Source organism: Streptomyces sp. MBT53, from assembly GCF_016654115.1.
Classification (GTDB): domain Bacteria; phylum Actinomycetota; class Actinomycetes; order Streptomycetales; family Streptomycetaceae; genus Streptomyces.
In genome coordinates this window covers 1-13901 of record NZ_JAEQAZ010000050.1, presented here as the reverse complement: position 1 = coordinate 13901, position 13901 = coordinate 1, and the positions used below count along the sequence as shown (strand labels likewise).

General features: G+C 69.5%; 14 protein-coding genes. 4 read left to right on the top strand and 10 right to left on the bottom strand.

Going from position 1 to position 13901, the window contains the following annotated elements; translation table 11 throughout:
* Window positions 1-2 precede the first annotated feature (2 nt).
* The 5 genes from JHN45_RS20230 to JHN45_RS20210 form a co-directional block, all read right to left on the bottom strand.
* The gene (locus JHN45_RS20230; RefSeq protein WP_200712578.1) at window positions 3-1709 is read right to left on the bottom strand and encodes a bifunctional uroporphyrinogen-III C-methyltransferase/uroporphyrinogen-III synthase; all 1707 of its coding nucleotides are present in this window, start codon (window positions 1707-1709) and stop codon (window positions 3-5) included.
* Window positions 1706-2665 carry a hydroxymethylbilane synthase gene (gene hemC / locus JHN45_RS20225; RefSeq protein WP_200712577.1) on the bottom strand — a complete coding sequence of 320 codons (960 nt, stop codon included), beginning with the start codon at window positions 2663-2665 and terminating at the stop codon, window positions 1706-1708. Before hemC ends, JHN45_RS20230 begins: the two co-directional genes overlap by 4 nt.
* Window positions 2662-4374, bottom strand: coding sequence for a glutamyl-tRNA reductase (locus JHN45_RS20220; RefSeq protein ID WP_200712576.1), 1713 nt, complete (start codon window positions 4372-4374; stop codon window positions 2662-2664). Before JHN45_RS20220 ends, hemC begins: the two co-directional genes overlap by 4 nt.
* On the bottom strand, window positions 4371-5135 hold the full coding sequence (locus JHN45_RS20215; protein ID WP_200712575.1) for a redox-sensing transcriptional repressor Rex: 765 nt from the start codon (window positions 5133-5135) through the stop codon (window positions 4371-4373). The genes JHN45_RS20220 and JHN45_RS20215 overlap by 4 nt, the downstream gene beginning before the upstream one ends.
* Before the next feature lie 247 nt (window positions 5136-5382).
* Window positions 5383-5622: a glutaredoxin family protein gene (locus tag JHN45_RS20210; protein WP_234468516.1), complete on the bottom strand. Its 240-nt coding sequence runs from the start codon at window positions 5620-5622 to the stop codon at window positions 5383-5385.
* A gap of 114 nt (window positions 5623-5736) precedes the next feature.
* Between JHN45_RS20210 and JHN45_RS20205 the strand changes: the two genes are divergently transcribed.
* The 3 genes from JHN45_RS20205 to JHN45_RS20195 all read left to right on the top strand — a co-directional run bounded on the left by JHN45_RS20205 (window position 5737) and on the right by JHN45_RS20195 (window position 9224).
* The gene (locus tag JHN45_RS20205) at window positions 5737-6678 is read left to right on the top strand and encodes an HAD family phosphatase (RefSeq protein WP_201049916.1); all 942 of its coding nucleotides are present in this window, start codon (window positions 5737-5739) and stop codon (window positions 6676-6678) included.
* 315 nt (window positions 6679-6993) lie between these two features.
* Window positions 6994-7767, top strand: a complete 774-nt coding sequence (locus JHN45_RS20200; protein ID WP_200712572.1) for an ECF subfamily RNA polymerase sigma factor, BldN family — start codon at window positions 6994-6996, stop codon at window positions 7765-7767.
* Between the two features lie 233 nt (window positions 7768-8000).
* Window positions 8001-9224 carry a DUF5667 domain-containing protein gene (locus JHN45_RS20195; protein WP_200712571.1) on the top strand — a complete coding sequence of 408 codons (1224 nt, stop codon included), beginning with the start codon at window positions 8001-8003 and terminating at the stop codon, window positions 9222-9224.
* A gap of 84 nt (window positions 9225-9308) precedes the next feature.
* Here JHN45_RS20195 and JHN45_RS20190 read toward each other — a convergent pair whose 3' ends face one another.
* The 5 genes from JHN45_RS20190 to JHN45_RS20170 all read right to left on the bottom strand — a co-directional run bounded on the left by JHN45_RS20190 (window position 9309) and on the right by JHN45_RS20170 (window position 13019).
* Complete coding sequence (locus JHN45_RS20190; RefSeq protein ID WP_200712570.1) at window positions 9309-10388, bottom strand: lysophospholipid acyltransferase family protein; 1080 nt, start codon at window positions 10386-10388, stop codon at window positions 9309-9311.
* A 14-nt stretch (window positions 10389-10402) separates the two neighbouring features.
* The gene (locus tag JHN45_RS20185; RefSeq protein ID WP_200712569.1) at window positions 10403-11464 is read right to left on the bottom strand and encodes an NAD-dependent epimerase/dehydratase family protein; all 1062 of its coding nucleotides are present in this window, start codon (window positions 11462-11464) and stop codon (window positions 10403-10405) included.
* 187 nt (window positions 11465-11651) lie between these two features.
* The gene (locus JHN45_RS20180) at window positions 11652-11750 is read right to left on the bottom strand and encodes a 30S ribosomal protein bS22 (protein ID WP_003948845.1); all 99 of its coding nucleotides are present in this window, start codon (window positions 11748-11750) and stop codon (window positions 11652-11654) included.
* 111 nt (window positions 11751-11861) lie between these two features.
* Window positions 11862-12074 carry a helix-turn-helix domain-containing protein gene (locus JHN45_RS20175; protein ID WP_004984898.1) on the bottom strand — a complete coding sequence of 71 codons (213 nt, stop codon included), beginning with the start codon at window positions 12072-12074 and terminating at the stop codon, window positions 11862-11864.
* A 129-nt stretch (window positions 12075-12203) separates the two neighbouring features.
* Window positions 12204-13019, bottom strand: coding sequence for a phosphatase (locus JHN45_RS20170; RefSeq protein ID WP_200712568.1), 816 nt, complete (start codon window positions 13017-13019; stop codon window positions 12204-12206).
* Window positions 13020-13186: 167 nt separating this feature from the next.
* Between JHN45_RS20170 and JHN45_RS20165 the strand changes: the two genes are divergently transcribed.
* Window positions 13187-13663, top strand: coding sequence for a spore-associated protein A (locus tag JHN45_RS20165; protein ID WP_201049915.1), 477 nt, complete (start codon window positions 13187-13189; stop codon window positions 13661-13663).
* Window positions 13664-13901 lie beyond the last annotated feature (238 nt).

The window sequence follows — 13901 nt, the reverse complement described above, 5'->3', positions numbered from 1 at the left end:
CCTCAGGTCGTACGACGCCGCCGAGCCCCCGGCCGACGCTCACTCGGCCGCGTGACCGGATCCCCGGCCTCCTCCGCCGCAGCGCGCCGCCGCAACCCGAAGTTCGCCAACGCCTCGGCCAGCTTGTGCACGGACGGCTCCGGAGCCATCACATCCACCCGCAGCCCGTGCTCCTCGGCCGTCTTCGCCGTGGCGGGACCGATGCACGCGATCACCGTCACGTTGTGCGGCTTCCCGGCGATACCCACCAGGTTCCGCACGGTCGACGAGGACGTGAAGAGAACGGCGTCGAAACCACCCCCCTTGATCGCCTCCCGCGTGTCCGCCGGCGGCGGCGAGGCCCGCACGGTCCGGTAGGCGGTGACGTCGTCGACCTCCCAGCCCAGCTCGATCAGCCCGGCGACCAGCGTCTCCGTGGCGATGTCGGCACGCGGCAGGAACACCCGGTCGATCGGGTCGAAGACGGGGTCGTAAGGAGGCCAGTCCTCCAGCAGGCCGGCCGCCGACTGCTCACCGCTCGGCACCAGATCCGGCTTCACACCGAACGCGATCAACGCCTTCGCGGTCTGCTCGCCCACGGCAGCGACCTTGATCCCCGCGAAGGCCCGCGCGTCGAGCCCGTACTCCTCGAACTTCTCACTCACGGCCTTCACCGCGTTGACCGACGTGAAGGCGATCCACTCGTAGCGCCCGGTGACCAGGCCCTTGACCGCGCGCTCCATCTGCTGGGGCGTGCGCGGCGGTTCGACGGCGATCGTCGGCACCTCGTGCGGAACGGCGCCGTAGGACCGGAGTTGGTCGGAGAGCGAGGCCGCCTGCTCCTTCGTGCGCGGGACGAGGACCTTCCAGCCGAACAGCGGCTTGGACTCGAACCACGACAACTGGTCGCGCTGGGCGGCGGCGGAACGCTCACCGACCACGGCTATCACCGGCCGGCCGCCATCCGGTGAGGGCAGCACCTTCGCCTGCTTCAGCGTCTGCGCGATCGTGCCGAGCGTCGCGGACCAGGTCCGCTGACGAGTGGTCGTACCAGCCACTGTGACCGTCATCGGAGTGTCCGGCTTGCGGCCGGCCGCCACCAACTCACCGGCGGCGGAAGCCACCGAGTCCAGCGACGTCGACACGACGACCGTGCCGTCCGACGCGCCGACCTCGGTCCAGCAGCGGTCCGAGGCGGTGCGGGCGTCCACGAAACGGACGTCCGCGCCCTGCGCGTCCCGCAGCGGGACACCGGCGTACGCGGGCACGCCGACGGCCGCGGCGACACCCGGGACGACCTCGAAAGGCACACCCGCGGCGACGCAGGCGAGCATTTCCTCGGCGGCGTACGTATCTAGTCCGGGGTCCCCGGACACCGCACGTACGACCCGCCTGCCGCCCCGCGCGGCCTCCATGACAAGATGTGCCGCATCCCGCACAGCGGGTAGGCCAACGGTCGTTGACGCACCGTCAACAACCGTTAGTTGAGGCGTGCCTGTGCCCGGGAGCGAGCCCGAAGAAGGACTCGGATCCGGGTGCACGACGGCCACGCCTGATCGGGCGTGCGCACGTACGACGTCGAGCACCTCGTGCTCGGCGACGAGTACGTCCGCGTTCGCCAGCGCCTCCACGGCGCGCAGTGTGAGCAGTCCCGGATCTCCGGGTCCGGCACCCAGGAAGGTGACGTGCCCGTGTTCCGGACCGGCGGCGGGAAGAGTGGTGGGGCTCACTTGGCTTGCTCCCCCATCAGACCGGCCGCGCCCTGGGCGAGCATCTCGGCGGCGAGTTCGCGACCGAGCGTCAGTGCTTGGTCATGCGTCTCGGGCACGGGACCGGTGGTGGACAGCTGCACCGTACGCGAACCGTCGGTCGTGCCGACTATTCCGCGCAGGCGCATTTCCTTGACAATCTGCCCGTCGGCCAGAAGGTCGGCCAGCGCGCCCACAGGGGCGGAGCAGCCGGCCTCCAGGGCGGCGAGCAGGGACCTTTCGGCAGTCACGGCGATCCGCGTGAACGGGTCGTCGAGTTCACCGAGTGCCGCGATCAGGTCCGCGTTGTCCGCGGCGCATTCGATCGCCAGGGCCCCCTGGCCGGGGGCGGGCAGAACAGTGTCGACCGACAGGAAGTCGGTCACTTCGTCGAGGCGGCCGATCCGGCTCAGTCCGGCGGCGGCCAGGACGACGGCGTCCAGCTCACCGTCCCGCACGAAGCCGATCCGGGTGTCGACGTTGCCCCGGATCGGGACCGTCTCGATGTCGAGGCCGTGGCCGCGCGCGTACGCGTTCAGCTGGGCCGTGCGCCGCGGGGAGCCCGTACCGATGCGCGCCCCGCGGGGCAGGTCGGTGAACTTCAGGGCGTCACGCGCGACGAGCACGTCCCGCGGGTCCTCGCGCTCCGGTACGGCGGCGAGCACGAGCCCCTCGGGCTGCGCGGTCGGCAGGTCCTTCAGCGAATGAACCGCGAAGTCGACCTCACCGCCGAGCAGCGCGTCCCGCAGCGCGGTCACGAAGACTCCCGTGCCGCCGATCTGGGCGAGGTGCTCGCGGGAGGTGTCGCCGTAGGTGGTGATCTCGACGAGCTCGACGGGCCGTCCGGTCACCTGGCTCACGGCGTCCGCCACCAGCCCGGACTGAGCCAGGGCGAGTCTGCTCCGCCTCGTCCCCAGTCTCAGTGTCTTGCTACTCATGCGAGCCCTCGGTTCTTGCTGATCTCGTTCTCAGAGTCTTCTTCGGCCCTGGAGACGGAGGCCACCGTCTCCTGGTCGAGGTCGAACAGGGTGCGCAGCGCGTCCGCGTACCCGGCGCCGCCGGGCTCGGCCGCGAGCTGCTTGACCCGTACGGTCGGCGCGTGCAGCAGCTTGTCCACCACGCGCCGCACGGTCTGGGTGATCTCGGCGCGGTGCTTGTCGTCGAGGCCGGGCAGCCGTCCGTCGAGCCGGGCGATCTCGCCCGCCACGACCTCGGCGGCCATGGCGCGCAGGGCGACCACGGTCGGCGTGATGTGCGCGGCCCGCAGGGCTGCCCCGAAGGCCGCGACCTCGTCGGAGACGATACGCCGTACCGCGTCCACGTCGGCCGCCATCGGAGCGTCCGCCGAGGCCTCGGCGAGCGTCTCGATGTCGACGAGCCGTACTCCGGCCAGCCGGTGCACGGCCGCGTCCACGTCACGCGGCATCGCGAGGTCGAGGACCGACAACACCGGCGCGGGGCGCGGGATCCGGTCCACGGGCTCGGGCCTGCGCCGCTCGGGGATCCGGCCGACGGTCACGGCCATGGTGGCGAGTTCGGCGATGAGTTCCGCCTCCGCCTCGGGCGTACGACGGCCGCTCTCGCGCCGGTCGACACCGGCCCCGGAGACCCAGGCCGCGTGCTGCTCCAGCGTCGCCGCGTCCATCCCGGCCACGGCGGCCTCCCCCATCACGGAGAAGCCGGTCGCACCCTGCACCGCGGAAAGGTCCAGCGGACAGCCGTCCTCGGCCCCGACGGAGGTCGGCGGAAGCTCTTCGCGTACGACGCCCTGCGCGGCCGTACGACCCGCCGTCGCGTCCTGCGACACCCGGCCCTCGACCGCTCCGGCGATCGTGTCGGCCGTCAGGACCAGGCCCGTCGCGCCCGTGCAGGACACGGTGACATCGGCACGTGTCAGCTCGAACGGCACCGAATCCATCGGTACCGCGCGGGCCGACACGTCCGTTTCGGGGCTCTCGGTGATGATCTGGGCGAGCCGCTCGGCGCGGTCGGAGGTGCGGTTGGCGACGACGATCTCGGCGACCCCGGCACGCGCGAGGGTCGCGGCGGCCAGCGACGACATGGAGCCGGCGCCGATCACCAGGGCGCGTTTCCCCTTGGCCCAGGCCTCCACCGGCGTACCGGAGGAGAGCTGCTGAAGGCCGAAGGTGACCAGGGACTGGCCCGCGCGGTCGATGCCGGTCTCGGAGTGGGCGCGCTTGCCGACCCGCAGGGACTGCTGGAACAGGTCGTTCAACAGCCGCCCGGCGGAGTGCAGTTCCTGCGCCTTGGCGAGGGAGTCCTTGATCTGGCCGAGGATCTGGCCCTCGCCGACCACCATCGAGTCGAGGCCGCAGGCCACCGAGAAGAGGTGGTGGACGGCCCGGTCCTCGTAGTGCACGTAGAGATAAGGAGTGAGCTCGTCCAGGCCGACGCCGCTGTGCTGGGCGAGCAGCGTGGAGAGTTCGGCGACGCCCGCGTGGAACTTGTCCACGTCGGCGTAGAGCTCGATGCGGTTGCAGGTGGCCAACACGGCGGCCTCGGTGGCCGGTTCGGCGGCGACCGTGTCCTGCAGCAGCTTGATCTGGGCGTCCTCGTTCAGCGTGGCCCGCTCCAGGACGCTGACCGGGGCGCTGCGGTGACTCAGCCCGACGACGAGGAGACTCATGCCGGCATCACGGCGGGGACGTCCCCGTCAGGGCCCTGCTCGGTGGAGTCGGCGCGGCGCTTGGCGGCCGGGTGCGCGCCCTCGGCGGCCGCGGCCTCCTCGCCGGCCTTGCGCTGCTCGTGGAAGGCGAGGATCTGCAGCTCGATCGAGAGGTCGACCTTGCGGACGTCGACGCCGTCCGGGACGGTCAGCACGGTCGGCGCGAAGTTCAGGATGGACGTGACACCGGCGGCCACGAGCCGGTCGCAGACGGGCTGGGCGGCACCGGCGGGGGTCGCGATGACGCCGATGGAGACGCCGTTGTCGCTGATGATCTTTTCCAGCTCGTCCGAGTGCTGCACCGGGATGCCCGCGACGGGCTTGCCGGCCATCGCCGGGTCGGCGTCGATGAGGGCGGCGACACGGAAGCCGCGCGAGGCGAACCCGCCGTAGTTCGCGAGGGCGGCGCCGAGGTTTCCGATACCGACGATCACGACCGGCCAGTCCTGGGTCAGGCCCAGTTCGCGGGAGATCTGGTAGACGAGGTACTCGACGTCGTAGCCCACACCACGGGTGCCGTAGGAGCCGAGGTAGGAGAAGTCCTTGCGCAGCTTCGCGGAGTTGACGCCCGCGGCGGCGGCCAGCTCCTCGGAGGAGACCGTGGGTACCGAGCGCTCCGAGAGTCCGGTCAGCGCGCGGAGGTACAGCGGGAGACGGGCGACGGTGGCCTCGGGAATCCCTCGGCTACGGGTCGCCGGTCGGTGAGTTCGGCCAGTTGCCACGGTGCTCCTGCGGGTAGAGCGGGGCTGTGGGCGGTCACACGAACCCAGACCGCCCCGTCGGAAGCAGGCTATGTCTTTGTGAACGCGTGCACAAAGATGGTGTCCGATTTGCCCACCCAACGTGACCGGGGTCACGCACACGCGTTCCCGACGCATTCCAGGGGGCAAAACCGCCACACTCCTCGTAATTCCCGCCCCCGAGACCAAACCGCCGTCGATCCTAAGCGACGTTCGGGTGCGCGTTGAACTACTTGGTCAGTTCCCGGCGCAGGCGGCCCTCGTCCACCCGCCAGAAAGTGTGCTGTTTCCCATCCACCAGGACGACCGGAATCTGCTCCCAGTACTCGTCGTGCAGGCGCTGGTCCACGGTGATGTCCTTCTGTTCCCACGGGACCCCGAGATCGGCGCAGACCTTCTCCACGACGAGCTGCGCGTCCTCGCACAGATGACAGCCGGGCTTCCCGATGAGGGTGACGAGATGACTCATGCACCCCATTCTCACGCCGTCCGGCCACTTCTTTAACGGCCCGGTCGCGGAGAGTTCACAGCCTCCGAACCTCTTGGCTCCGGAACCACCGAACAAACTGGCTATGCTCACGACATGGCCGCTCTCGGATGGCTCACTCCCCGTAGGCGCTCCGCCACGGCGCGGAGCGTGTTGGCAGGCGAGGCCTCTGCGGAGGCAGCGCGCAAGTCGTCGCAGGACGTCCAGGACATAGAGGACGCCCTCGCGGAAGAAGCAACCGCGGAACCGGAGTTCCCGGTCCTCGGCGACGACAGAGCCGCGGCCTTCTTCGACCTCGACAACACCGTCATGCAGGGCGCGTCGATCTTCCACTTCGGCCGCGGCCTGCACAAACGGAAGTTCTTCGAGACCCGCGACCTCCTCAAGTTCGCCTGGCAGCAGGCCTATTTCAGGCTCGCCGGCTCCGAGGACCCCGAGCACATGCAGGAGGCGCGCGACTCCGCGCTGTCCATCGTCAAGGGCCACCGCGTCGCCGAACTCCAGTCGATCGGCGAGGAGATCTACGACGAGTACATGGCCGAGCGCATCTGGCCCGGCACCCGCGCCCTCGCCGAGGCACACCTCGCCGCGGGCCAGAAGGTGTGGCTCGTCACAGCGGCCCCGGTGGAGATCGCCAACGTGATCGCCCGCCGCCTCGGCCTCACCGGCGCGCTCGGCACGGTCGCCGAGTCCGTCGACGGCGTCTACACCGGCAAGTTGGTCGGCGAACCGCTGCACGGCCCCGCCAAGGCGGAGGCCGTCAAGGCACTGTCCGCGGCCGAGGGCCTGGACCTCTCCCGCTGCGCCGCCTACAGCGACTCGCACAACGACATCCCGATGCTCTCGCTGGTCGGGCACCCCTACGCCATCAACCCGGACGCCAAGCTGCGCAAGCACGCCCGGCAGTTGGACTGGCGGCTGCGCGACTACCGCACGGCCCGCAAGGCGGCCAAGGTCGGCATCCCGGCGGCGGCCGGCGTGGGCGCGGTGGCGGGCGGCACGGCCGCGGCGATCGCATTGCATCGCCGACGCCGGTGACGCGGTAAACACAGCCAATCCACGGGTCGTACCCGCGTAACCCCCTGTCCAGTCACGTTGGCTGCACACGGCCACAACACGCCCTGCTCCCTGACTGAATTCGGACCGTTCTGATCAACAACCGTTCACTCTGCGGTACTTGATCGAGCGCCAATCGGTTACAGAAGCGACGTAATCGATGATTTGAGCAACTGGGTGTAGCAGCGCCTGCACGAAGCGTTATTCTCCTCAGACGCAATCCGGCACCTCTCTGTCGCTACGACGGGTGAACGTTCCGGTACTGCACGTGATGGAAGCTCTGCCTCTGGGAGTCCCGTGTACCCACACGTCGGGGTTGACGCCTCGGGCCTGGCTACGCTGCGCGCAACGGTCCAAGACCTGTTGCGCGGCTTCGTCCCCACCGCGTACGCCGTCCCCGCCGCCTTCGCCACCACCGCACCCGTCGGTCCGTGCTACGCACTGGCCGACGGCGGCGCCGCTGTTGGCAGACGAGGGCGCTCGGCCGGCGCCGCCACCGCACGACGTCCGGCCGCTGACAGCGACAGCGCCCGGATGATGGACCTCGTGGAGCGTGCCCAGGCCGGCGAAGCCGACGCCTTCGGCCGCCTCTACGACCAGTACAGCGACACTGTGTACCGGTACATCTACTACCGAGTGGGAGGCAAAGCCACCGCCGAGGACCTCACCAGCGAGACCTTTCTGCGCGCCCTGCGCCGCATCGGCACGTTCACCTATCAGGGTCGGGATTTCGGCGCCTGGCTCGTGACGATCGCCCGCAACCTGGTCGCCGACCACTTCAAGTCGAGCCGCTTCCGGCTGGAAGTGACCACCGGCGAGATGCTCGACGCCAACGAGGTCGCACGCTCCCCCGAGGACTCCGTCCTGGAGTCCCTCTCGAACGCCGCACTGCTCGACGCCGTACGACGACTCAACCCCCAGCAGCAGGAGTGCGTCACGCTCCGCTTCCTCCAGGGCCTCTCCGTCGCGGAGACCGCCCGGGTGATGGGCAAGAACGAGGGCGCGATCAAGACCCTCCAGTACCGCGCCGTGCGCACGCTCGCCCGGCTCCTCCCGGACGACGCCCGCTGACGGCACACGCTCGGTAACGCCCAACTCGCGCTCAGTGAAAGTCCGTTGAGTTCGCGGTCGGATCATCCGTCGTCCGTAACCCAAGTGCCGCGCCACTCGTTGTGCGGGATACAGGCTCCCTGTGGTCACACCCTGACCCTCTCCGATCACTCGATCGTGTGGATGCGGTCAGGAGGTGCAACCCTCAGGACCCCCTGGGGAGTCGACCGTCATGACGAGAGGAGGTGCCGCCAGTGATCGCGAACGTATCGGCGCACCGGCGGGCGAACGCCTTCGCCCAGGCCCTGGAAGAGGAGCAGTCCGACCGGGGCACGGCGGCCGAACAGTCCGAAGGACCGGCACCGGCCCCGGCTGCTGCGGAACAGACCGAGCAGGGCCGCATGCTGGCCTTCGCCACCGGTCTCGGCGAGCTGCCCAAACCCGTGCTGGACCCCGAGGTCAAGGTCGTCCAGCGGGCTCAGCTGGTCGCCGCGTTCGAGGCCATGCTGCAAGGAGGCGAGGCACCACAACCTTCGGTACCGGAGCAGCGATCCCACCGGTCCCGGGGCACCCACCGGGCCACCGGACTGGGCAAACTGCGACCCCGGTCCCGGCTCAGCAAGGGCCTCGCGGCCGGCGGCCTGAGCGTCGGAGTCGCCGCCGGAGCCTTCGGCGGAGTCGCCGCCGCCAGCTCGGACGCCCTGCCCGGCGACGGGCTGTACGGCCTGAAGCGCGGCATCGAGGACTTCAAGCTCAACTACCTGTCCGACGGCGACGACCAGCGCGGAGTGTCCTACCTCGACCAGGCGTCCAACCGCCTGAGCGAGGCACGCCGGCTGATCGAGCGGGACCGCGGCGGCCACCTCGACCACGAGCAGCTCGGCGAGATCCGCCGCACGCTCGCCGGGATGACGCACGACGCGTCCGAGGGCCACCGTCTGCTGCACCAGGCCTACGAGCAGGACCCGAACTCGCTGGGCCCCATCCAGGCCCTCTCCGCGTTCTCCCGCTCGCACCGCGAGGCCTGGGGCGCCCTGCGCGACCGCCTGCCGGTCCAGCTCGGCGACGTCAGCGATCAGGTCTCCTCGGTCTTCGACGCCATAGACGAAGAGGTCGCCCCGCTCCAGTCCCTGCTCCCGCAGCCCCCGGCCAAGACCGGCGGCGGCACCGGCAGGCACCGCGCACCCGACACGGGGTCCACCGGCTCCACGGGTTCGCACCGCTCGACCACCCCGAGCACCACGGCGGACTCCCCCGAGAGCAAGGGCAGCCACTCCAGCTCCCCCACCGAGTCCGCCACCGACGGCGACGGCCTCCTCGGCGGCAACACGGGCGGCCTCCTGGACCCCCCGAAGTCCTCCGGCACGGCTTCCCCGTCCACGAGCAAGCCCTCGATCACCGAACCGGACGTCACACTGCCACCGCTCCTACCGGGCCTGTTGCCCGGCCTGGGCATCGACAGCGAGGACGCGAACTAGACGATCAACACCTGTGGGGCTACGAGGAGTTCCTCGTAGCCCCACAGGTGCATGTCAGCTTTCTCAGACGAAGCCCGCAAAAAGCTAGAAGAACACCGACCGCCGCTGCACCAACAACTTGTACAGCGTGTGCTGGATCTGTTCCCTCACCTGGTCCGTGAGGTTGAACATCAGCATCGGGTCCTCGGCCGCCTCCGGCGGGTAGCCGTCCGTGGGGATCGGCTCGCCGAACTGGATGGTCCACTTCGTGGGGAGCGGAATCGCGCCGAGCGGGCCCAGCCACGGGAACGTCGGGGTGATCGGGAAGTACGGGAAGCCCAGGATCCGGGCCAGCGTCTTGGAGTTGCCGATCATCGGGTAGATCTCCTCGGCCCCGACGATCGAGCACGGGATGATCGGCACGCCCTTGCGCAGCGCCGTCGACACGAAGCCGCCGCGGCCGAACCGCTGGAGCTTGTAGCGCTCGCTGAACGGCTTGCCGATGCCCTTGAAGCCCTCCGGCATCACACCCACCAACTCACCGCGCCCCAGCAGCCGTTCCGCGTCCTCCGCGCACGCGAGCGTGTGACCGGCCTTGCGGGCCAGCTCGTTGGCGACCGGCAGCATGAACACCAGGTCCGCCGCGAGGAGACGGAGATGCCGGTTCGCGGGGTGGTTGTCGTGGACGGCGATCTGCATCATCACGCCGTCCAGCGGAATCGTCCCGGAGTGGTTGGCGACGATCAGCGCGCCACCGTCCGCCGGGATGTTCTCGATGCCCTTCACCTCGACCCGGAAGTACTTCTCGTACAGCGGGCGCAGCGCCGGCATGAGGACCTCGTCGGTCAGCTCCTCGTCGTAGCCGAAGTCGTCGACCTCGTAGTCCCCGGTCAGCCGGCGGCGCAGGAAGGACAGGCCGTGGGCGATACGGCGTTCCAGGCCCCCCTGGCCGCTCTCACCCACCTCGCCGCCCTCGTTCTGCGGCCGCTCCGGCTCCTGCTCCTCACGTGTCACAGGAACATCATCCTGCGCGAAGTCCCGGCCCGGCAGGGGCTGGACCTCACGGACCAGTACGGGTTCGCCGTTCTTGCGCCGGCTTCCCCCGCTCCGGCGCCGCTGCGGCCGCTGCACGGCACCCGCGCGGGACCGGTCGTCGTCGAACGGAATGACCTTGGCATCCGCCATCGTTGATGCGCTCCTCAGTTGGCGCTCGGCGTCGGGGGGTGGCCACTGTCCGGCCGGGACAGCGCGGCGATCCGGTCGACGGCCCCCGCGAGGGCCTCCGGCGGCAGCAGCCCGGGACCCTGGCTCCGCGCGAAGTCCGCGAAGGTCTCGGCGGTCGTGTACTTGGGCTGGTACCCCAATGTCTCCCGCATCTGCACCGTCGACACGACCCGGCCGTGGGTCAGCAGCCGGATCTGCTCCGGGGAGAAGTCCGTCATGCCCAGCGTCCGCACCAGGGAACCGGCCCAGGTGACCGCCGGCAGCAGCAGCGGCACGGTCGGGCGGCCCAGGCGCCGCGAGCACTGGGAGAGCAGCAGGACGCCTTCCCCGGCGATGTTGAAGGTGCCGCTGTTGAGCGTGCCGCGCTCCGGTTCGTGCGAGGCGATCCGCAGCACCTCGATCACATCGTCCTCGTGCACGAACTGCAGCCGCGGGTCGTAGCCGAAGACGGTCGGCAGGACCGGCAGCGAGAAGTACGAGGCGAGCGGCGAATCCGCCGTAGGACCAAGGATGTTGGCGAACCGCAGCACGCACACGGCGACGTCGGGCCGCCGCCGGGCGAAGCCGCGGACATACCCCTCGACCTCGACGGTGTCCTTGGCGAAGCCGCCGCTCGGCAGGGACTTCGGCGGGGTCGTCTCGGTGAAGACGGCCGGGTCGCGCGGGGCGGAGCCGTAGACGTTGGTGCTGGACTTCACCACCAGGCGCTTGACGACCGGCGACTTCTGGCAGGCACCGAGGAGCTGCATGGTGCCGATGACGTTGGTCTCCTTGACCGTGGTCCGGCTGCCGCTGCCCAGCGCGGTGCCCGTCACGTCCATGTGGACGACCGTGTCGGCGCCCGACTCGGCGAGCACCCGCGCGATGGTGGGCTGCCGGATGTCGGCCTGGATGAACTCCGCGCCTCCCAGATGGTGCCCGGGCGGGACCGCGTCCACGGCGATCACCCGGTCCACTTCCGGGTCACGCTGAATGCGTCGTACGAACCGGCCCCCCAGCTGGCGGGCCACTCCGGTCACGAGCACGACCTTCCCCAAGATCAGCGCCTTCCTTCCGAGTTACCCGTGTGCGGCCAACCTAGCGGTTCGGTGTTGCGCTGTGATGACCGCCTGACGCACGAAGTCACGAGTACACGCAAACGGGCACATGCCGGGAACATAACTGTGGCCCCCCACCGGAGACCGGTGGGGGGCCACAGGAGACGCTCTCGCGGCGCCGCGTCGCCTACTTCTTGTTACGACGCTGCACGCGCGTGCGCTTCAGCAGCTTGCGGTGCTTCTTCTTAGCCATCCGCTTGCGCCGCTTCTTGATAACAGAGCCCACGACTACCCTCGCTCACTTCTCATCACTCGGTGCTGGGCATCATGGGCCCATACGACCTACAAGGGGCCAGCCTACCCGTCCGAGCGCTGAGGTCGTAATCGAGGTATCGCCTCAGGCTGTCTCCACCCCCACGTAGCTCTCGCGAAGGTACTCGTGTACCGCTTGCTCGGGGACGCGGAAGGACCGCCCCACCCGGATAGCGGGCAGATGACCGCTGTGCACCAACCGGTACACGGTCATCTTCGACACTCGCATCACCGAGGCGACCTCCGCCACGGTAAGGAACTGAACCTCGTTCAGAGGCCTCTCGCCAGCTGCAGCCATGACACACCTGAACCTTCCGCACTCGACGGTCACCGGCTTCCCCTTCCGGTGACTCTTCGTCGTTGCGTGCTCACTCCCCAATGTAGGGGCGGGTGATGCGAGTGGGGAAGAGGTGCACCCATCGGCGGCCTACTGTGACAGACACGCTCGATTGAGTACGTAGCGGGTAAGCGGGCGGTAGTAATCGGACCGCACGGCGTCATCAAGTGGAACTGCCACGGACACCGACCCCTCGGCCTCCCCCACGAACAGCGCAGGGTCGTCGGTATCGGCCAACCCAATCGCCTCAAACCCCAGCTGACCTGCCCCGCAGACCCATCCGTGGTCTCCGATCACCAGCTCCGGAAGCACCCCGCCGGCCTCCGCCGCCGCACCCAGCACGGTACGAACCGGGAGCGGTGAGTGCGTGTGTGCGCCGGGCTCACAACCGGGGCGTTCGGGGCCCGGATCGCGGACGAGGGCGACACCTCGTACGTAGGCCAGGTTGTACGTGCGTAGACCGAACCGGGTCGTTATGTCGACACAGCGACCATGCGCAGGGGTGAGAACAGCACATCCTGCCGCCGACAGCGCGTCCGCCAACGCGGCGTAGAACCCGAGCAGCCGGTGCGGGTGCCCGGTACCGAGCAGCACGGGTCCGTTGCGCTCCGCCACCGCACCCAGCCGGTCGGCGAAGGCATCCAGAGCGGTCAAAGTCCGCTCCGGATCGATCACATCATGCCCGGAAACATGTCGCGGGTCGGCCGAAACCCCACACTTGTCCGCCATGAGACCGATCAGATCCCCTTGCCCCCATGTCCATTCGGGATCGAGTCCGATCAGCACGCGGGGGTCACGGGCGGCGAAGGCCCGATAGCTCCGCAGGCTCTCCTCACGCGAGGTGGCCACGGGTCCGGCCAGCCGGGCGGCCAGCAGATGCGCGCGGAGCGCGCCAGTGGTCAACACGGAAGCGATGCTGACGGACCCCGGCACCGCCCACGGCGGGAACGCCGGAAACTCCGCACCGTTGGCGTAACACCGGTGACAAGACAGTGACAAAGACAGCCACAACTGTCGTACGGCTTCCTGGGTCTCACCCTGCGTGGACGGAACGACCAACCGTCCCGCGCAAGTTGACCAGCACGCACGCCAACTGGGGGAACACCACCATGAACATGAAGCTGTCCCGTCGCACCACGACCGCCGCCGCGCTCGCCGTCCTGGCGCTCGGCGGCACGATCGCAGCAACCGCTCCCGCGTCCGCGGCCACCACCAAGGCAGCGGCAGCCACCGCCACCTACAACGGCGCCTGCGGCACTTGCTACAAGGTCATCGACTCCACGCCCGTCGGCAACTCGGGCAAGGTGTTCGTCACCTGGAACGAGTCGACCGGCAAGAACTGCGCCGTGACCGTCCGCAACGCCGTCGGAAGCCGGATCAACATGCGGGTCACCCTGGACGCCCTCGGCGACTCCGACGACCCCGCCGTGGACTCCGGCACCTACACGAGCTACGCCGGCCCGGTCTACGTCAACGGCCGCGACTCCTGCATCGCCTGGGGCGGCACCATCGGCAACGCCTCGGCCGAGGACTCCGGCCACTGCAGCTGACCTCCCACCCAACGCCGGACGGGCAAATCCAGCCCGTCCGGCACTCTTCCAACCCAGGTCAGCTGCAGTCAGCCCGTCCGGCACTGGTGAACACCGGCCGGCATCACTCAGCCCGTCCGGCACTTGTGAACACCGGCCGCCACCAATCAGCCCGTCCGGCACTTGTGAACACCGTCTGGCACCCCCAGCCCGTCCGGCGTTTGAGGACGAGGCCGTCCAGGCCGAAGCGGGGGTCTGG

Coding starts and splice junctions, on each gene's coding strand:
- hemC (WP_200712577.1), bottom strand. CDS start 2,665: ATGAGTAGCAAGACACTGAGACTGGGGACGAGGCGGAGCAGACTCGCC.
- JHN45_RS20220 (WP_200712576.1), bottom strand. CDS start 4,374: ATGAGTCTCCTCGTCGTCGGGCTGAGTCACCGCAGCGCCCCGGTCAGC.
- JHN45_RS20210 (WP_234468516.1), bottom strand. CDS start 5,622: ATGAGTCATCTCGTCACCCTCATCGGGAAGCCCGGCTGTCATCTGTGC.
- JHN45_RS20205 (WP_201049916.1), top strand. CDS start 5,737: ATGGCCGCTCTCGGATGGCTCACTCCCCGTAGGCGCTCCGCCACGGCG.
- JHN45_RS20190 (WP_200712570.1), bottom strand. CDS start 10,388: ATGGCGGATGCCAAGGTCATTCCGTTCGACGACGACCGGTCCCGCGCG.
- JHN45_RS20175 (WP_004984898.1), bottom strand. CDS start 12,074: ATGGCTGCAGCTGGCGAGAGGCCTCTGAACGAGGTTCAGTTCCTTACC.